The 19,338-nt window shown below is 39.3% G+C and carries 20 protein-coding genes and 1 pseudogene; 8 read left to right on the forward strand and 13 right to left on the reverse strand.

Annotated features, from left to right (window positions below; all coding sequences use genetic code 11):
• Window positions 1-433: 433 nt before the first annotated feature.
• Window positions 434-1,720: an IS110 family RNA-guided transposase gene (locus tag BK582_RS03035; RefSeq protein ID WP_078592918.1), complete on the reverse strand. Its 1,287-nt coding sequence runs from the start codon at window positions 1,718-1,720 to the stop codon at window positions 434-436.
• A 105-nt stretch (window positions 1,721-1,825) separates the two neighbouring features.
• Entirely contained in the window at window positions 1,826-2,044 is a 219-nt protein-coding gene (locus tag BK582_RS03040; RefSeq protein ID WP_078592919.1) for a hypothetical protein, read from the reverse strand.
• 191 nt (window positions 2,045-2,235) lie between these two features.
• Between BK582_RS03040 and BK582_RS26765 the strand changes: the two genes are divergently transcribed.
• Window positions 2,236-2,385, forward strand: coding sequence for a hypothetical protein (locus BK582_RS26765; protein ID WP_169910801.1), 150 nt, complete (start codon window positions 2,236-2,238; stop codon window positions 2,383-2,385).
• A 155-nt stretch (window positions 2,386-2,540) separates the two neighbouring features.
• Here the strand turns inward: BK582_RS26765 and BK582_RS03045 are convergent, their stop codons facing one another.
• Together BK582_RS03045 and BK582_RS03050 are read right to left on the reverse strand one after the other, a co-directional pair.
• Complete coding sequence (locus tag BK582_RS03045; RefSeq protein ID WP_078592920.1) at window positions 2,541-2,939, reverse strand: DUF5946 family protein; 399 nt, start codon at window positions 2,937-2,939, stop codon at window positions 2,541-2,543.
• Between the two features lie 362 nt (window positions 2,940-3,301).
• Window positions 3,302-3,853: an alpha/beta fold hydrolase gene (locus BK582_RS03050; RefSeq protein ID WP_078592921.1), complete on the reverse strand. Its 552-nt coding sequence runs from the start codon at window positions 3,851-3,853 to the stop codon at window positions 3,302-3,304.
• 390 nt (window positions 3,854-4,243) lie between these two features.
• Between BK582_RS03050 and BK582_RS26770 the strand changes: the two genes are divergently transcribed.
• Complete coding sequence (locus BK582_RS26770) at window positions 4,244-5,788, forward strand: HelD family protein (protein ID WP_169910804.1); 1,545 nt, start codon at window positions 4,244-4,246, stop codon at window positions 5,786-5,788.
• A 143-nt stretch (window positions 5,789-5,931) separates the two neighbouring features.
• Window positions 5,932-6,264 carry an ATP-binding domain-containing protein gene (locus BK582_RS03055; RefSeq protein WP_218190699.1) on the forward strand — a complete coding sequence of 111 codons (333 nt, stop codon included), beginning with the start codon at window positions 5,932-5,934 and terminating at the stop codon, window positions 6,262-6,264.
• On the opposite strand, the gene BK582_RS03060 is transcribed toward BK582_RS03055, so the two are convergent.
• From BK582_RS03060 to BK582_RS03080, 5 genes are all read right to left on the reverse strand, one after another.
• On the reverse strand, window positions 6,256-6,978 hold the full coding sequence (locus BK582_RS03060; protein ID WP_078592923.1) for a MerR family transcriptional regulator: 723 nt from the start codon (window positions 6,976-6,978) through the stop codon (window positions 6,256-6,258). The two genes, BK582_RS03055 and BK582_RS03060, sit on opposite strands and share 9 nt — an antisense overlap.
• 101 nt (window positions 6,979-7,079) lie before the next feature.
• Window positions 7,080-7,859, reverse strand: coding sequence for an alpha/beta fold hydrolase (locus BK582_RS03065; RefSeq protein WP_078592924.1), 780 nt, complete (start codon window positions 7,857-7,859; stop codon window positions 7,080-7,082).
• Window positions 7,860-8,205: 346 nt separating this feature from the next.
• Window positions 8,206-9,255, reverse strand: coding sequence for a TolB-like translocation protein (locus BK582_RS03070; protein WP_078592925.1), 1,050 nt, complete (start codon window positions 9,253-9,255; stop codon window positions 8,206-8,208).
• 16 nt (window positions 9,256-9,271) lie between these two features.
• Window positions 9,272-10,141 (reverse strand): permease prefix domain 1-containing protein, encoded by an 870-nt coding sequence (locus tag BK582_RS03075; protein WP_078592926.1) that lies wholly within the window; start codon window positions 10,139-10,141, stop codon window positions 9,272-9,274.
• A complete protein-coding gene (locus BK582_RS03080) occupies window positions 10,131-10,460 on the reverse strand; it encodes a PadR family transcriptional regulator (protein WP_078592927.1) in 330 nt (109 codons plus the stop codon). The genes BK582_RS03075 and BK582_RS03080 overlap by 11 nt, the downstream gene beginning before the upstream one ends.
• A 112-nt stretch (window positions 10,461-10,572) precedes the next feature.
• On the opposite strand from BK582_RS03080, the gene BK582_RS03085 reads away from it, so the two are divergent.
• From BK582_RS03085 to BK582_RS03095, 3 genes and pseudogenes are all read left to right on the forward strand, one after another.
• Window positions 10,573-10,839, forward strand: coding sequence for a YesK family protein (locus tag BK582_RS03085; RefSeq protein ID WP_078592928.1), 267 nt, complete (start codon window positions 10,573-10,575; stop codon window positions 10,837-10,839).
• Window positions 10,840-11,624: 785 nt separating this feature from the next.
• On the forward strand, window positions 11,625-12,128 hold the full coding sequence (locus BK582_RS28275) for a helix-turn-helix domain-containing protein (protein ID WP_420841243.1): 504 nt from the start codon (window positions 11,625-11,627) through the stop codon (window positions 12,126-12,128).
• Window positions 12,083-13,003, forward strand: a pseudogene (locus BK582_RS03095) (IS3 family transposase); the annotation flags it as partial. The gene BK582_RS28275 and the pseudogene BK582_RS03095, both read left to right, overlap by 46 nt.
• Before the next feature lie 801 nt (window positions 13,004-13,804).
• Here BK582_RS03095 and BK582_RS03100 read toward each other — a convergent pair.
• On the reverse strand, window positions 13,805-14,707 hold the full coding sequence (locus BK582_RS03100; protein WP_078592930.1) for a LysR family transcriptional regulator: 903 nt from the start codon (window positions 14,705-14,707) through the stop codon (window positions 13,805-13,807).
• A gap of 647 nt (window positions 14,708-15,354) precedes the next feature.
• Between BK582_RS03100 and BK582_RS03105 the strand changes: the two genes are divergently transcribed.
• Entirely contained in the window at window positions 15,355-15,693 is a 339-nt protein-coding gene (locus BK582_RS03105; protein ID WP_078592931.1) for a VOC family protein, read from the forward strand.
• 99 nt (window positions 15,694-15,792) lie between these two features.
• A complete protein-coding gene (locus BK582_RS03110) occupies window positions 15,793-16,710 on the forward strand; it encodes an NADP-dependent oxidoreductase (RefSeq protein WP_078592932.1) in 918 nt (305 codons plus the stop codon).
• A 350-nt stretch (window positions 16,711-17,060) separates the two neighbouring features.
• Here the strand turns inward: BK582_RS03110 and BK582_RS26395 are convergent, their stop codons facing one another.
• The 3 genes from BK582_RS26395 to BK582_RS03120 all read right to left on the reverse strand — a co-directional run bounded on the left by BK582_RS26395 (window position 17,061) and on the right by BK582_RS03120 (window position 19,156).
• Window positions 17,061-17,387 carry an alpha/beta fold hydrolase gene (locus BK582_RS26395; protein ID WP_269148992.1) on the reverse strand — a complete coding sequence of 109 codons (327 nt, stop codon included), beginning with the start codon at window positions 17,385-17,387 and terminating at the stop codon, window positions 17,061-17,063.
• Window positions 17,388-17,601: 214 nt separating this feature from the next.
• A complete protein-coding gene (locus tag BK582_RS03115) occupies window positions 17,602-18,228 on the reverse strand; it encodes an HD domain-containing protein (protein WP_078592933.1) in 627 nt (208 codons plus the stop codon).
• Window positions 18,229-18,490: 262 nt separating this feature from the next.
• A complete protein-coding gene (locus BK582_RS03120) occupies window positions 18,491-19,156 on the reverse strand; it encodes an HAD family hydrolase (RefSeq protein ID WP_078592934.1) in 666 nt (221 codons plus the stop codon).
• Window positions 19,157-19,338: the final 182 nt, after the last annotated feature.

A 19,338-nucleotide genomic window follows, 5' to 3' on the forward strand; every position in this document is an offset into this window, starting at 1 on the left:
CTCCCTCTATAATCTTTTTGTTTTCTTACGAAAACTCCGTTTATCTAAGGATTTCATAGCTACTCTTTTTCATTAGACATTATTTACATGGTTAGTTTTAGCTTATCTTCAAGAAAATGGATGTAAGGGGGCTTGTTGACCAGCTCCACTTAAGTATTTTTTTAAAGTAGAGGGGATTTTACGTATGATCGCCACGATGGATCTCCACGTTTCTCATGGGGTTAACCCTCCCATGTCTCCCAGAGTCGATGCTCCTACATTCCTTCGTTCAACCTTGCCATGAGGGTGGAGGTCAGATATGCTCCCCGCCAGGGTCTCTGCCCGTAGTTTTAGTTTATGTTCTGACTTCTCCGTGCTTCAAATGTCTTAGAATATTAGATTAATTAATAATCAGCTTCGATAAATAGAGTTTTAATAAAACAAAATTATTGAGTTATGCAGCTTCTTGTAAGTTATTAAAATGCGGAATATCACTAAGCATCTTTTCTTCACTGAACTCACATTGTTTTGTGCCTATTGTAAATAAGATTCGTATTAGTTTATTGCATATGGCAATTAAAGACGGCATCTTTTTTAACGGATTGTCTGGACGGGTAGTATAATACTCATGCAGGGCTTTAAAGGCTTGGTTCTTCGCGACTAAAGGCATTACAACTCTAAAGAGGAGAGCTCTTAGCTTCTTTCTTCCTCGTTTTGTAATGGTGGTGCGTCCTTTATGAAGTCCTGATGTATTTTCCCGTAAGTTTAGTCCAGCTAGTTTAATAATTTGTTTTGGGTGAGAATAGTTTCTTAGATCGCCTACTTCAGCTAGAAACGCAGCGACAGTATCTTTCCCTATTCCTGTGATTGCCACCATGTTCTGCACACCAGGAACTTGTTTAAGTAATTCATCTAAATGAGCATCTAGTTCCTCGAACTTTTCTTTGAGTAAATCATATTGAGCCAATAAGGTTTTAAGCTCTAATTTAGCCATGTTATTCCCTTGTTTAATGCCGACTGAACGACTAGCTGCCTCTTTTAATCTCTTCACTCTACTTAAACCAACACCTCTTTGGGCGCCCTTTTTAAGGTGTTGTAAAATTTCATCATCAGATAATTTCAGTAGCTCATCTGGCAGAAGATCAAGCTTTAAAGTACGAAGTGCAGCCTTTCCTTCCCAGTCTTTAAATGCGGTAAAAAACTCAGGAAAATAACGGTCTAGCCAATTGTGTACCTTGCCTTGCACAGACCGGAGGTCCGTTGATAGTAGTTCGCGTATTTTCATGGCCCCTCGGAGTTCCGCATAAACACCTTCAGGGATAATTGGTTCAGCGTAGCGACCATCTTTGACCAGTTGTGCTATGACTTTGGCATCTTTTACGTCATTCTTGGTTGGTGAATTATCGTCTAATTCTTTACTTTTCTTCGTGTGTAACGGATTGACCACAACACACTTGATATTTAATTCTTTTAAGTAATGTGCAAGGTTAAGCCAGTAATGCCCTGTCGGCTCCATACCAACGATAACCTTGTTCATTTGATTAGCAGCTTGAAGTTGATTGATCCAACCTATTAAGCCATCAAACCCTGATTGCGTATTTTCAAAAGTAATAGATTTTCCTAGATCCATTCCTCTGAAGTCCTGTGCTCTTGCGACGTGGTTAAACTTCGCAATATCAACACCTACGATTAGAGTTTCAGCTGTGATTTGAGCTATTTTGTTATTTTGGTTATAATTCATTAGTGAGTCCTCCTTGGTTATCAATTAAGGGTCCTTTTGCGCGCAAAGCTTTGGACACCTCGTATCATACCAAGAGGGCTCTTTTTCTATCAAACTCCAAATTCTTTAATTACAGGAATGCTCCCCGTTGAACAAGAGCAGCGACCCGTTTGTTGAAGAGGAGTTTACTTTACTTTCTAAAACATCTATCTTCTTTTCGATTCTTCTCAACTGCTCGCTTCTTTTCTTTGTTGAACGTATTAAGTAGAAAATTAAAATAATTAAAGACACAGGAATTAAGAATCCGACTATCTGATACAAAATATCAATAAAGTCTGTCGCCACTATACTTCCCCCCCTTTATGAAAAACTCAATTTTTTTCTTATCTTTTCCTTGTTCAACTAATGCTTCCTGTTAGTTGAAGAAGATGAGTGATTATCATCAAACTGCAACAATTCCTTGATTCTTTTGAATAAAAATAAGTTTCAAGAGCAAAATATTGTTGAAGCATTAAAAGAAAAAGGCGGTGATATTTATGTATGGTAATAATAATCTGGTTGGTGTAGGAATAATTGCAATTCTTTTAACATCTATTTACACTGCAATTTTAGCTTCACTACTTATGCAAACTAAAGAACGGGTTGATTATATTTATCAGAAGGAACGTTTAAATAAAGATGCTTAAATATGGCGATGATTTCATCGCTTTTTTTATTTATCGAAGTAAACTCCCCCGTTTATGAAACAAGAGCAGCGACAGCTTCTTGTGCTATCGCTCTCCGTTTGTTGAAGAGGAGTTTACTATACTCTCTAAAACATCTATCTTCTTTTCGATTCTTCTCAACTGCTCGCTTCTCCACTTATATATATTTCCTCAATTGTCATCGACCAATTTCTATATCTACGTTTTCTTTTGTTATTTGGCAGTGGATTGGTTATTTTATCTATCTTTGAAACGAGATCCCGATTTCTTCTAAGAATATATTCTGTGTGCCACTCATTATCATACGCTTCAGTGAATAAATTCACCATGAGTTTATATCCTTCTTCAGTATAGTTAGAGGGGTGTTGAATCATATAGCAAGAAACCAGCCAAAAATGTAAAGCATATAGTTCTGGGTCGTTATGCTCCCAAACCAGTGGAAATTGAAACATCTCGTAGCAGGAAAATCCATCTGTTTCCTTCGCCCCGCATTCAACACATTTACCCAGACCCATTATTGTGTTATTGTCAACCATTGTAGATGATTCCTCCGTATAAGTTAATTTTACTCATTTATATTACTCTTTAACGTAACGTAAAGATCAACATATTATTCAATTCTTCTCCCCGTTAACTTAAGTACATTACTGCACACTTTCCTTCCCTTTGTCGTTATGGAAGGGTGGGACGTTCACTTTTCTTTATGAAGGGAAAAAGTGCGTTTTACAGTTTTTGATGAATGGTTCGTCCCGTTCACAAAAAACGAGCTCTTTTAGTATCGAAAAGCGGGGACGGTTCTCACGTGAAAAACGGCCTTTCAGCCTGAAATGTTACGTGAGATCCGTCCCTTTTAATCACTTCTTCTCCTGCTTTCTACGATTTTTTATAATATAATTCCTTATAATTTCTCTATATCATTCACCAATACAGGTAAGCCATTCTGAAACAAATGTTGATTGCCTGCAAGTTCCCGTGTGGATGCTTGTGGAAGTTTTTCTGAATAGGTTTTATGATGTTTAATAGGTACTATTACTTCGTCGCGGCTGTGGTAAAGAAACAGGTTGGGAATTGCGGGCAAACTTTTCTGGAAATTACTTTGGAGCATGAAATCTTTCAACTGCCAATCTTCATCTAACCCCCAGTATGGTGAAGCAATGATAAACAAACCACAGAAAGTCAGATTAGATGATTCCTCGGAAAGGTACTTTAATAAAACAGATCCTCCCAATGAATGACCAACCAAAATCACCTCTCCGTTAAGCTTATCCAGATCTTTTTCAAGCTGTTTCTTCCATAGGGTATATTCGGGGTTCTCCGGGTTAGGCATCTTTGGACAAACAAAGTTATATTGATTCCTGAGTTTTCTTTCCAAATACGCTGAAAGATTGCTACTTCCTTCTCCTTCGCCTTGCGGACCAGCACTGTGAATAAATAAAACTGTTTTTCTCATCTTGGCTTCCCCTCCCGTTCCTATTAAAAGCCCCTGTTTTTCTTTAACAATCTTTCTCATGCCCAGTAAAGCAGCGTGAATAGGAGTGTAAAATACTGTGTAGTTTTCTGTCTTTTAACAATAGAAGACTGATATAACAACAAAAAATCACATGTGATTTTGCTTGTAAATGGCTTGTTTGCACCTCTGAAGTAAACCCGCCAGCTGAAGAATGTGGGTTGGTTTCTTCATTTATATCCGGCCCGTGCCATTTTACTCAAAAGTGCGGCTGCCACAGGGTTTTCATACCGCACAAACTCCTGCCAGTTCCAAAATAAAACCCTCCATATAAACACCAGCGAGATTTACTTTGTTAAACTTGTTGTTGCACTTTAAAAGGAGGGAACTTTCATGGCGGATATAAAAGAAGTTAGTTATCTCGAAGAAACGTTAATTCAATTAAGAAAAGCATATAAAAAGCTCTCATCAAATATAGAAGATCAGGATCAGAATTTTAAAGACCTGCAAAAATATATGGTTGACTATAAAAGTGAACTCGATAAATTCGAAGTGTATGATTACCAGCAAACGTTAAGCATGATTGATAAGCAGGGCTTTGCACAAGTAAGGGAACGTGAACAAGTAAAAAAGCTGATCGAATCCCCTTATTTTGGCCGGTTTGACTTTTTATACATTGGAGACTCCCCTGATGAAACAGAAACATTTTATATTGGGCGTTTTGGTTTTACAGATGAAGAAGGGACACCACTGATCTATGATTGGCGCGCACCTGTTTGTAATCTATACTACGAATTTGAAATCGGCAAGGCGCATTATGTTGCGATGGAACAACGATTTGAAGGGAAACTTACCGGGAAGCGACAGATTAAAATCGAGAATTCCAAGCTTCAATTTGTCCTGGATAGTTCGTTAACGATACAGGATGAAGTTCTACAGCAAACATTGAATCAGCATTCAAATGAAAAGATGAAAACGATTGTCACTTCTATTCAGCGGGAACAAAATAGAATTGTCCGTAATGACTCCGCATATAATGTCATCATCCAAGGAGTAGCAGGGTCAGGGAAAACTGCGGTAGCACTGCACCGCCTCGCTTATTTTCTATATAAATTCCGTGATACGTTAAAACCAGAACGTATTTTTATTTTGTCGCCAAATAAAGTGTTTGGAGATTATATTTCATCGGTCCTGCCAGAGCTTGGCGAAGAGCCGATTCGTTCCTTCACCCTGGACGAGCTTACCACTAACTTATTACCAGCAGCTGTTACGTTTACACCATTTCAGGAAGAAACGAATGTCATTTTATCTGATCCTGAAGGAACTTTAGCCACTCGAGCTAAAATCAAGGGAAATTATTCATTTGTTGAGAAATTACAATCTTATTTGTATGAATTAGATTCGAAGCTGCTTAAAGACGAAACCATCTCCATTGCTGGCACAGAATTTTCGGCAGATTATTTAAAAGGCCGTTTCCTTCAGTATCGAAAAGAACCGGTTGTCACCCGTTTAGAGCTTATGACAGACGATATTCTTCAAGTACTAAAAGCAAAACGTAATAGAGAAGGAAAAATTCCAAGCAAGAATGAAATTATGAAACGTTTGAAAAAACGTCTTCTTTACACATCACCACTTGCAATCTATCGCGCATTTAGCGAGACGCTTGGAGAGGGTTCATTTATCTTTTCAAAGAAGCACTTCGAATTTAATGATGTCTACCCTTACTTATACGTACAGTTTTATTTTAAAGGGATTAAGAAGTATGAGCTTGTCCAGCACTTTGTGTTAGATGAATGCAGGATTACACCCCTGTTCAATATGCAGTATTGTCAAAGGTGTTTAGTTGTAAGCGGACTATCATTGGAGACTTTAGCCAGGCACTTTTGCCGTACAAAACCATTTCAAAAGAGGGGTTTGAAAACATATTTACTAATATAGACTATGCAGAGTTAACAACAACGTATCGGTCATCGTATGAAATTGCCATCTATGCGAAGAAATTTATGCATAGCGGAGAGATTCACCCCATTGCAAGGCATGGAAAAGAACCAAAAGAATTAACATATACAACATTTGAGCAAATGATGGAGCTAATCCATGAGAATGCCCGGAATGACTTTAAAACTACGGCTATCATCTGTAAATCGGAAAAGGATTTACTCGTCTTGCAGCACCAGTTAAACATACCCTTCACCGTGCTCGACGCCCAGACAGAAAGGTTTGAAACCGGCCTCCTGTTAACAACGATCCAGTATGCCAAAGGGCTTGAGTTTGATTCCGTCATCTTGCCTTTTGTGAACGAAACCAATTACAAAACGACTTTCGAGCGTGGACTGCTTTATATTGGGGCAACCAGGGCGATGCACGAATTAACTGTATTAGTGGATGGCAATGCCCCTTCCAAATTATTGTAACTCCTTTAAAATAGCTATGATTGATTCCACATCTTTCATGGCTATTTTTAATTGATTTATTAAATCATCTGTTACATGAAAAAATTCGGTTGTAAACTTCGGAGACATTAAGATTTGCATGATATCTGTGGTTTCTTTTGGATCTTCCATCTCATGAAATAAATGGGCTATGCTTGCAATTGAAAAGTGTGCGCTGCGTAACGTGCGGATAATGAGTAATTTTTGCACATCACGTTCTGTATAAATTCTTCGATTCTGTGTATTTCTTTCAACAGAAAATAACCCGTTTCGTTCCCAGTTTCGTATTGTTTCTTCCGTCAATTGAAGCATCGCAGCAACAGACTGGTGCGAATAAGTTTTACATGTAACTGGTTTGTTTTTTAATAACTGGTCAACTGTTTCAATAGCTTTTAGAGCATAATCATATTCTGTCTGTAAATAAGCTAAGTAGGATTCGGCTGCTTGTAAGCTCTCCTTGAACTGTTGACCACCGCTAAGCTGCACAATTTTCGCTGCCTTTTTTCTTAAGTTACTTTGAATAAATTCCTGTCTGAAAGCAAGCCTGGCTATTTTCATTTGCTTTAAATGCAGTTCTGAATAATCTCTGTAACCATTAGCTTTTCTCGGCACAGGCGACATAAACTGCCATTCTTCATATAGACGGACAGTATTTGGATGAACTTGTGCCAGTTCAGCAATTTCACTGGTTCTCATATAAAGCCGCCTTTCTGCCTGAAGGTAGAATATAATGAGATGGAAATGAACCAAATCTCGTTGTTTTCATTGTCTCAGCGTAATCAAATAATCTATATAGTTTAAATATCGTTTTCAGTTAAAAATTCCTGTATTACTCTGTTAACCTCATCCGGGTTATCTAAGTTTGTTGCGTGGTGTGCATTCTTTATGATTTTCAATTGCGCATTTTTTATTTTTTCCATCATCGCTTTCTGTTCCCTCATAATCATCGTGTCATGATCCCCTTGTAAAAGTAATGTCGGGCACTTTACTTTTTCCAGATCCTTCCCGCTTTCCATTCTGGTTACAGCATCCCACACACGATTCCAGTTATTTCTATCAATCATTTCAAAGGCTTCCTGTATGTAATCTTTATTATCGGGATTAAATTTCGAAAGCATCTTTGCTTGTATTTTTCCGGCAGCACTCATGGGTATTAAGCGGTTGGAAAAACGGTTGACCGGAACGAATATTTTTTCATACCAATTAAATGAATTAGTAAAAGGAGTTCCAATTAATATTAATGCTTCCACTCTATCCGGGTAACGAATCGCGGTCTGAAGTGAAATATGGCCGCCCATAGATAAACCGCAAAGCACCGCCTTTTCAATATTCAGATGGTCTAACAGAGCAATCAAGTCTCTGGAAAAATCTTCAGAGTCAACTTTCCCTTTAGGTAAAGATGATTGTCCATGCCCTCTGACATCCCAGACGACCGTTTGATAATTCTCAGAAAAATAGTCAACCTGCGGATGCCATTGTTTATGGTTCCAGGACGCACCGTGTGTAAAAATAATCGCTTTTCCTTCTCCCTGATTTTCGTAATACAGGGTGACATTATTACTTGTTAATACAGGCAATTCAGCCCCTCCTCCAATAACTCATCTCTTGCCATCTTTAATTTATCATGCAGAACTCCTCCCTCCTAGCAAAATAATCTTTTTTTACAAAATATAATTCCCGGTGATTTTCATAACCCGTGAAAAATAATCTACTGTCAGTTCCCTTAAGCGTTTGTGACTTTGCAGGTGGGGAAAGGAAATAAATTTATGGATAAATGGAAAATGAAGGGGATTTTTCAAAGCCTTGAAGTGTATGAGAGAGCGGATTAATCATGCTTCAAGCAGTACCGGCCGGCAGCTGTTGCACGGCCGGTTCCTGGTGTTTACCAGGTAAAGTATGAAGCCTTATTTATCTAAGCCCCTCTTAACTTCCCTCGCCCTGTCCGTCCATAAGCTGCACCTTCCTGGCTTCTGTACCGTCCAAGTTCATTTCATATAATTCATATTCCGGGTCTCCCTTGCCGAAGTTTACATCTGTCGTGAAGTAAATTCGGTCAGCAGCAATCACAGGATCTCCTGCATGCTTCTTTAAATCTGTGAGCTGCTCATGCTCCTTCGTTTCCCGGTTGTAGCGGAACAATTCATACTGAAAAATACCTGAAGATTCAGGATCGCTGATCGCCTGATAAATAATTTCATTTTCTTCAGGCGTCAATTCGAATGTATAGATATCCCTCTCCAATTCGGGGTCGCTCACTACCTGAAGACCGTTCGGGTCATCCAGAGGGATTTCAAACACCCGCTGATACATGTCATTGAAAATATCTTCGGCTGACTGCACATGGGCATCATCAGGCATCTGCACAAAAACAGAACTCCCTTCCCCGCTTATTTTCATGGACTGCATGGAATACTTTTCAAGATCGGTATGCTTCTTATGCTCTCCTGTTGCCAGGTTAAATTCATGAAGATCAAAGTCATGGGGCTGCTTGCTGGCAATAGGCGAATAATTATCAAAGATTTCGGCGCTCAGGTAAAAAACAGATTCGTCTTCCGCTGAAAATTCAATTTCTGTTACAGCTGCAGAGATTGAAAACAGCTCACTAGTTTCACCGTTCGGCAATTCCAGTAAGTGAACGGTACTAAGCAGCTCCTGCTCTGGATCTTTCCCGGTCGCTATAAAAGCAAGCTTATCTCCGTTTCTGGAAAAAGCCGGATCCAGTATCACTTTATCATTCTCCAGTTCAGCGAGTTTGTCTGCCTGTTCCCCGTCCTGGCTCTGCAAGTATAGCGCCGGCTCACCGTCCGTATAGTTTACATATGCGATTGCCCCATCAGGAGAAATATCATACTGGGAAGACAGGCCGTTCATTTTTTCATCGCTGTCCTTCCCCAGAATGATTCCTGCGGCCGAGAGTATGACCGTTATGCCGCCAATACCCCCGGCTATGATAAAAATTTTTTTCTTATTCATGGAAATAACCCCTTATCTAATGTAGTAAAATCAGCTCTGAGATTTTCACGAGTACGTAAACAGCAGCTGCTACGGTTATGCCTGCAAGCGCAAAGGAGCAGTACTTGTTTTTTCCCAGCAGCTTCATCTGGCCCCAATACAGCAGGGACCATCCTGCAAGGGGAAGCACCGTTACCACCATCCACAGCTGGAAGCCCCCGAACAGCCATAGTCCGGCCCAGATAAAAAATAATGTCACTGTTGAAAAAACGATGCCCGCCGGAAAATTAATCGTGTGCAGCCACTTTGCCTCTCTCACATTCGTCTTCTGGAAATTCGTTTCATAAATAGTTGTCTGGTATACAAGTGCTAAGGCCAGAATAATCAGCAGCCAGTTCACTGCGGCTAACGGGAGATAAAAAGTATGATCAATACTGGATATGATCCCAAAACCGAATAACAAGTTGAGAATATGGGCGATTAACATGCCGTTCATCCAGCGTCTTCTGCTCCCTTTCCCAAATTGGTTCAGAGCGGTGAATAAAAGCAGCGAGTTTATTATGACGGCGCTGATCAGCCAGACGATATAAGCATCACCCTGAGTTATTAAAGCGAGCAAATAGGCAGAAAAAATAAAGACGAAGGAGACAATGCTGAGGGTAAGCATAAACTCTTTCCGGTAAGGGTAGACAGACTGCTGCAGTGCCGCACCGATCTCTACCCCGGAGCCAAACATCTCCATTGCCTTTCGTTCAGCCTCACCACTGCTCATCCCCTCACTGATTAATTCCTCTTTTCTCATCTCAAGGTGGACGGTCATTTCCTCAGCCATGTCTGCCTTCTCTTCCTTTGAGCACTCTGTCTGATTTACAATTCTCTCCACATACCGATTGAAATCAGATTTCACCTAATCCCTCCGTGCTCCTTTTCACCAGGTTACGGATCATATCGAAATTCTTATGCTTCTTCTCCAGCTCACTTCTCCCCTCATCAGTGATTTGATAATATTTCCGCCGCCCCGCTTCCGTCTCGCTCCAGTAGGATGCTGCCCACTGGTTCCGCTCGAGACGCTTCAATGCGGGATAAAGTGTCCCTTCGCTCATTTCATATGCTCCGTCACTTAGCTGCTTTAATTTTTTTGTAATCTCATAACCGTACATATCCTGCTGGGCAATTAACGTGAGAAGCAATAAATCAATGCTCCCTTTCATCATCTCTTTATCCAAGTCCATTCACCTCTTTAAATGATTCATGTAATATTGATATTGTAATACGACATACATCGTATTACAATGTATTTATGGAAATATTTACATTTATTTTTCAGGAGGAAAAATTATGGATTGGATAATTTATGGAATATTAGCGTTGACAGCTGCCGGGTGGCTGCTGCTCGGAGTCGTTTACAACAAGCTGCGGAAGTACTTTCTTCCCCATATCATCAACCAGCTTGGCTTAACCCTGCTGATGATCAGTCTGTTCGTCATCGGTGGATGGGAAGGAATGGGAGTGGGTATGATTGCATTAATGATTATAGGCGCAGGCCTGCTCATGGCGCTGTCGGTTTTTGTTTATTCCAGGGTGAAAAAGAAGAGGCCAGTGTGAGGGGGGGAATGGAGTTGAGTACGGTAAGGTTGTATTACGTCTCTGTAGAGTTGAGGTATACCCGCCAATTGGCGGACTGTATTAATAAATATCTACTGCAAAGCTCCTCACTTTCCGGGAGGAGGGCGAATTTTAGTAAGAAATCAGCCGATGAAATATTTAGACGGAAAAATTCCGGTTAATTAATAAAATTTATTAAAAAGTGCCTAAATAGACGGAGCGATTCCGCCTATTAACCTGAAATACTCAAAAATGAGAGAATTTCTTTTCAATAACCGGAAAACTTCCCCTTATACTAGTCCAAAACGAGCACCCGTCTTCATTTAACCGGAAAAACTCCGTTTATTTTGCGTTTGCTTTTTATATTCCTCTTATAGAAACTGACTAGTTCAATGCCTACTGCATCAAAAGAATAAGAGACCCTTTATAATCATAATGTGTTCGGTTTTAGGAGCCAATTTTGTTAAAAACAAGGCAATTAACGTACTAATTCGCATACTAACTGACAAAGAAATCACACCCATTTTAACAACGGAAAAAGCACCCGAATTATTGATATGCTCCCCCAAAGGTAGACAGATGAAATAAACAAAATCTGTTTACCTTTGGGGGAGTTTTTGTGTCTAGAAAAGACTTTACGGCATCAGAAAAACTTAGGATTATCGCTGAATATAACGAAGGGGACCTCCCTGGTGAAGAGGTAGAGAAAATATAGTCTTAATGCAAGAACCATTAGGAATTGGAGGGCTCTGTATGAAGAGTCCGGCGCTGAGAGCCTGGAACCAATAAGGAGTCATACATCTTATTCAGCCGAACTAAAGCAGGCAGCCGTTCGTGACTATCTCTCCGGCAGATTTTCACAAAATGAAGTTATAAGGAAATATGGGATCTCAACTAGATCGGTTCTCATGGGATGGGTCGAGCTTTATAATGGTCATAAAGCACTTAAGGATGACAGGAAAGGATTGAGTCGCTCTATGACCAAGGGAAAGAAGGTTTGTTTCGAGGAAAAGGTTGAAATCGTTAAAGACTGTTTGGCTCATGGGAAAGATTATGCCCGATCAGTGGAGATTCACAAGGTTTCTTATGCACAGATTTACAGCTGGGTAAGAAAGTACCTTCAAGGTGGGGAAGAAGCTCTTCAGGATAATCGTGGAAAGCAAAGAACGGAAAAAGAAATGACAAAAGAAGAAAAAGAAATGAAGAAGCTGAAAATAGAGAACGAGCGTCTTCGTGCGGAAAATGCGTTCTTAAAAAAGTTGGAGGAGATCGAAAGGAGGCGGTATTGAGTGAGACCCGGTACCATAGCCGGTACACTGCTATATACGAACTCAGCACGGAAGAAAATATGTCTGTCCAGTTACTTTGTGACATTGCCCATGTTTCCAGGCAGGGATATTACAAATGGAAGAATCGCAGACCTTCGGCCAGAGAGAAATTAAATCGACGAGTTATGGAAGAGATGACTCTTCTTCAACATAAGTTGAAGGGTATTTATGGCTATCGGAGAATGGCGATTTCGATGAACCGGATCTTTAAGGAGCCTTTGAACCATAAACGTATTCTCCGTCTTATGAAAAGTGCTAACCTCTTGTCTGTCATTCGTCGTAAGAAATGCCGTTATAAATACTCTTCACCCCAGCATACAGCTGAAAATGTACTGAATCGCGAATTCCAGGCAGATCGCCCAAACCAGAAGTGGGTAACTGATGTGACAGAAATGAAGTATGGTAACCGTAAGGCTTACCTCAGTGCCATTATGGACCTCCATGATGGCAGCGTGATCTCTTATGTACTTGGTAAATCAAACAACAATGAGCTCGTGTTTAAAACGCTGAAAAAAGCTCTGAAGGCAGCACCTGATTCACAGGCACTGTTACACAGTGACCGAGGATTTCAATACACCTCCCATCCTTTTAAGAGAATGATCGAACAGGCGAATATGAAGCAAAGCATGTCCCGTGTTGGCCGCTGTATTGACAATGGCCCGATGGAGTCGTTCTGGGGCAAATTGAAGTGTGAAAAATACAGGCTTGGTTCAGACAATACTTTCGAGGAACTACAAAAAGACATTGATGACTACATACAGTTCTATAACCATTACCGTTACCAGGAAAAACTAAACGGCCTCAGTCCCTGTGAGTACAGAGCTAAGGCCGCTTAATACATTTTTGTTATTTCAGCTGTCTACTTGACGGGGTGCTGTTCATTATTCAGGTGCTTTTTTTCTATATATTTCCCCTTATTCAACTAACGCTCCCGTTCGTATTATAAGGTTAGCCAGATATTTTCTGGTTGACCTTATTTTATGTGGTCTTATTATAACAGTAGCTGGGGCAGTACGACCCTCCCCGTGGGGCCTTGAATCCGACAACTAAACCGCTCTCCCCCTACTTGTAGAAACATGTATGAGGCTGGTTGGGACTTGATCTCGTATATCAAGCGAAGCTATGACACTGCAAGATTGGTTAGGAGTAACCAGCAAGTTATTCTAAAGGAGACGTCTATAATGAATTCAGTTGTAGGTCTGAATGTTTAAAAAGGAGAAAGTCAGGTCCCAGGCATTCTGGGAAAAGAAAAGGCCATACCGTAAAATTATTAGTGTAAAGTATACTCTTGAGGGTTTACTCTTGTTGATTTTCTTGAGGAGATTAAGGCTAAAACAGTTAAACCGCCTGTTGTTCTATAGTCCACAGGGCATTAACTAATAGCTGGTTTTGTTGAAAATGAGCATTGACAGCTTATTTGACTTACTTCAATAAGGGGTGAACCTTTACCTCAATTTCTTTAGGTTTAGAGAGAAAGGCCCTGAACAAACTTCTGCATCAGGATATGTGCAACGGCAGAAGGAGAAGCCATACTTATAGGGAAACAGGTGCAGGAACTGGCGCTTGCATTTAACAATATGAAAGAGATTTGCAACTTTCCATAAATACTTTTATGACCTTTGGATATAAAAATCTGCTTAAAGTGAAGGATGATTACTTTGTTTTTGTAAATCATTAAAGTAATGATACACAAAATCTCGAAATTTTTGAGCTGCAATGGACAGGTAGCGATTTTCTAACCATGCTATTTGGTAGGTGCGCTGACAAACTGGCTTATCAATTTGCAAAAGGCGAATAGGTAGCTTCTTATTTTCTATTAAAGTTTCTGGCAAAAAAGCAACACCAATGCCGGTGCGAATGAAATGACTTATTGCGGAAAGTTCGTCAACTTCACAAACAATTTTTGGGGTGAAACCTGCTTTTTTACAAAAATCATCAGTCATTTCTCGAAAAGGATTTCCTTCTTTTATACTTATAAAAGCATCGTCAAACAACTGACTAAGGTCGATCCTCTTACGATCAGCGAATCGGTGCGTGGTCGGAACAGCTAGTAATATTTCTTCAGTGAGAAAGGATTTTCCAGCTATCCCCTCCACTTCTAGTGGTGGAAAAGTAATGCAAAAATCGATATCGCCATTTCTTAGTTGTTTCACCTTTTCATTATTTGAAGCTTGGCTGATTTGGAGTTTAATATCAGGATGCTCGGATAAGAAAGTGCCTATGAGGTCAGAAAAACATTTATGAGTTGTTGTTGATATAAAAACACGCCCCCCTTCTATCCGCGCAAGATCCTTGACTTCTTTTCTGCCTTCTTCAAGTGCCGAAAGCGCGATCTCCACTTTCTTCAGAAATACCTTCCCAAATGAATTGAGTTGGATATTCCTTCCTTTCCGCTCAAATAACTGTACACCCAAATCCTCTTCCAACCTCGCAATTGTTTTACTAAGAGCAGGTTGAGCAATACGAATTTCTTGCGCCGCTTTGGTCATGTGTTCTAACCTAGCAACCGTTCGAAAATATTGTAGTTGCAACAATTCCATTTTTCCCACCGCCTATTGATATACTCTGGTTTATATAATTATATAAAAATATATATTTTAATTTATTTACTATTTATCATAATATGATTATTACAAGATGACACAGATTTTGTTTGTAGGAAGAGGGATTACGAATGGGAAGTGCGGTTCAGCAACGCACATGAGTGAAATTAATAAGTCCTCTGGTCTTCACACTTATCATATCGATGATGAGTGCAATGATGTTTAATACCGTACTTCCTGAAATCAGTATGGACTTTCATCTTTCATACTCGCAAGTAAGTTGGATTTCTACAGCCTGCATGTTGATCTACGCATAATTTTTAAGTTAAAAACGATCTTCAAGCATCCCGTAAGTGACGGCTCCATTTTTGCTTGTGATCCCATGACCAGCCTGACATCCCAAGCATTTTTGATGGTTCTCCTTGGAAGGACATTGCTAGGAATGGGTGCTGAAGTAGTTCCCGCTGCAGCCATGATTACTCCAGTGCGCTATTTTGCTCCCAAAAGTCGAGACCGCGCTTTTGGGATATCAGCAGCTGGTTTGCGCTTGTTAGTTCCCTGTGCCCAGTCGTTGCTTCTCTAATTGTCAGCAATTGTTCTTGAGAATTAGTAATACAAATGAAAGGCAAAAGGTGGTGAAATTGATGAAACTAAATCACATGAATCTTACTGTTACAGACGTTGATGCTACTCGAATATTTTTTGAGCAATATTTTAACTTACAGACCAAAGGTAATCATAGCGATTCATTCGCTGTACTGGTTGATAAAGACGGATTTTTGCTCGCCCTAATGAAAGGTGTTCATGTTAACTATCCTCAGTCGTTTCATATAGGTTTTGAACAGGAGAGCGAAGAACAGGTAAATAAGATCAATCAACGATTAAAGGATGATGGATATAACGTAAAACTACCAATAAGGGCTCATCGTTGGACATTTTATGTTAAAGCTCCTGGTGGATTTACTGTTGAAGTTTTTAGCTGAGTATAAATACATTCAATAGCGCTCTGCTACTGAAAAGGAAAATGGGAAAAACCTCTTTTTATAGATGTGCAGATGATATGTGATAAGGTGAGATGCTATATGCGAGCAGCAGCATTTTCAAGTTATGGGCCACCGGAAATGTTACAGATAATGGAACTTGATGACCCGCAAGCTGGAGCAGGTCAAGTTCGAGTACGGGTTAAAGCCGCTGGCGTCCAACCGTTCGATTGTGCAGTACGTAATAGTGGATGGACACCGCCGGGACTGGAGATTACTTTTCCTCAGATTCTTGGTAATGAGTTCTCTGGAATTATCGATCAAGTGGGAGAGGGTGTCACAGGCTTCACTATGGGCGATGAGGTTTTAGGCTGGGCGTTAATGGCTTGTTATGCCGAATATGTAGTTGTCAGTGTGGATCAGATTGTGCAGAAACCACAGAAAATGTCTTGGGAGCATGCAGGTGTTATAACTGCCTCAGGGCAAACTGCTCACACGGCATTACGTGAGCTTGGTGTTGGCAAGGGAGACACCGTATTGATTCATGCTGCAGCTGGTGGAGTTGGTACCTTCGCAGTACAATTGGCACAAGCGTGGGGAGCAGCAACAGTCATCGGCACCGCCAGCGAACGCAATCACGATTACCTCCGTTCACTAGGCGCGGTCCCTGTTACCTATGGAGAAGGACTTGTTGACAGAGTGCGATCAATCTCCCCGAGAGGTGTAGATGTTGCCTTTGACGCTGCGGGGGGAGACGCTTTGGAAGCCTCAATGAAGCTTGTCAATGACATGGAGCGAATTGGAACAATTGTAGCGTTCGATCTTGCAGAGGAATTTGGTGTACGTCCTATACGGAGCGAACGTTCAACTGATCGGCTTTCCGAACTCGTTAGCCTTTACGTTCAAGGAAAGTTAAACATACACACTAGAAATATATTCCCACTTGATGAGGTTGTGAGTGCACATCATGAGGTAGAAACTGGACACGGTTGCGGAAAGGTTGTCCTTAAAATCGACTAGAATTACTCATAAACCATATTATTAATGGCTAATAATTAGAGTTTGCCCCAAAATATCATTATTAGTGACAACCTCTATTTCAATTTTCTTTAACATTTAAAGGTAGGGAAGAATGAATTACCCATCACAGGTTAAGTAGTTCCGTTCGTGAAGAGAAAAATACAAATAGAACCGTAATTACTAGTCCAAATATCTAGCTAATTGGACTAGTAATTTTTATTGATAAAATAAGGTTTTTGCCTAATTTGGTCTTTAATTGGAACCCGAAATATCATACTAAAAAAACAGACTAATGCCCATTATTCAATAATTATTTTATATGTTAAAGTAGCTGCTATTTGCTTATCTAATCATAGTATTAAACCTTTTATCTGTTCAGGATATTTAGAAGCATATCTAATAGCATATGGTACACCCATCGAATATGCCATAAGACAGTAATTTTGAACTTTACTGTCTCCAACAACACTTTCAATATCCGATACATGATGTTCCAAGGAATACCCAGAAAAAGGTGCTTCGCTTTGCCCTCTCCCCCTTAAACTTAAAAGTGTACATCTTCTTGGTGAATAGTATTTTATTACATTAATAAATTGCTCAGCAAAATTCATTGCCCCAGGAACATATAATAAAGGGGTTAGGTTTTTATCATACCTTTCTGTTTCCAGATAATGAATGTTAACATTTTTATTCTTAACAAACTATTCCTTAAAGTCCATCTATTCACCCCACCTATTAACCTCTTAGATTTAAGATATTGCTAACTACTGCTCGCTTCTATTTTATTATACCTTCTTGAAGTATGCTCCCCGTTTGTTGAACAAGATCAGCGACAGCATCTTGTGCTTACGCTCTCCTTTAGTGAAAGAAGAGCATTGATAGTTTCTATTGCTAATTCGATAAAACTTTATTTTTTATATTTTCTGTATCTATTCCAGCTGCACTCAATTTAACTGCTGCTTCTTCCTCAATTATGTCCTTTAAGATTTGGAGAGTCTGGTCAAATCCCACATGTCTGTCCATCATAAAGCTCATTTTATGTTCGATATCTATCCAAGTGGATATATCAGCCTCATTATGTTGTATCTGTGCTTCTAATTTATCAAGAGCATTAGCAACCTTTGATTCATACGATTCTTTATTTTCAAATTCAAACCAAAGATTATAGACCTCTTCTCCTAAAAAATTTCCTAATGTATCTCTTATTCTTTCAATTGATTTAATTTCATTTAATGCTTTTTGTTCTTTAGCTGTATGATTATCCATAGTATCAAATGCAGGGATATCTCCTGCTTCAGCTTCAACTAAGTCATGGATAATAATCATTTTCAATAATCTGGAGGTATCTACTTTCTGCTTTAAGTATGGCTCTATTAACATTGCCATTAAGGACACTCTCCAAGTATGCTCAGCCACACTTTCTTGTCTGCCATTAGAAAGCCAACTGTGTCGCATTTCAAACTTCAACTTTTCGCCTAGTTTAACTATTTCCATTATCTTCAAAAGTTCTTTATTCATTTCTCTACCCCCGTTTAATATCCACTTTTGGCTTTATTTCAGAAGTAAGTTTTATTCGATAAAACTCCCCGATAGCACTACAACAGCCCTGGCAGCTACTTGAAGTATTGCATCCGTTTGTTTTTATACTTGCACTAATTCTCTCCACACACTTTGTACAACAACATAATTACAAAAATGGCAGTCGTAGTCATTGCAAATAAAGATGCACTTTTGCAACTCACAATTTCGCTACCGCGTTAGTTAAGTAAGGAAATACTATTTATTTCACTTTGCTACCCATCAGTATATCTTTTAACTGGTCAACATTATCGACAATAAAAGTAGGATTAGAACGTCTTAATTCTTCAAATGAACCATACCCATAAGTAACCCCAATAGAGTCAATTCCAGTATTAATTGAGCCGATAATATCGTGCTCTCTATCTCCAATCATAATAAAATCCCCAAGTTTATATTCAGTATATTTATCTAGTATGTATTGAATGATTTCAGTTTTTGAAGCTCTTGTTCCATCAAGATTGCTCCCTGCAATAAGTTCAAAATACTGGTCAATATTGAAGTACTTCAGTATTTGCTCAGCGAAAACAGTAGGCTTTGAAGTTGCAACAACTAAAATAAATCCTTGTTCTTTTAACAATTTTAATAACAAGGCAATATTTGAATATAACTCATTTTCAAACATTCCTTTTTCCTTAAACCTCTCCCTATATAAATCTATTGCTTTTTGTGAATTCGCCTCATCAAAATTGTAATATTCAGCAAATGACACTTGTAATGGTGGTCCAATAAAACATTCTAGTTTATCAATATCAGGCTCATAAATGCCCATTTTATGTAACGCATATTGAACGGATTTAGTTATTCCTGCTTTTGGGTCTGAAAGTGTGCCGTCTAAATCAAATAAAATCACTTTATATTTATCCATATGAGACCCCCTCTATTAACAGTTAATCAGACTAATCGTACCATATGAAAAACAAATAAATTCCTATTTTTTATTCAACTAACCTGTTCATTAATTTAAAACTGTTGAAAATTCCTTATTGCAAAATTTTCCCCGTTAGTGACACAAAGGGTAACAACAGCTCCCTTTGTTATCGCTCTCAG

The organism is Evansella clarkii (assembly GCF_002019695.1).
Taxonomy (GTDB): Bacteria; Bacillota; Bacilli; order Bacillales; family Salisediminibacteriaceae; genus Evansella; species Evansella clarkii.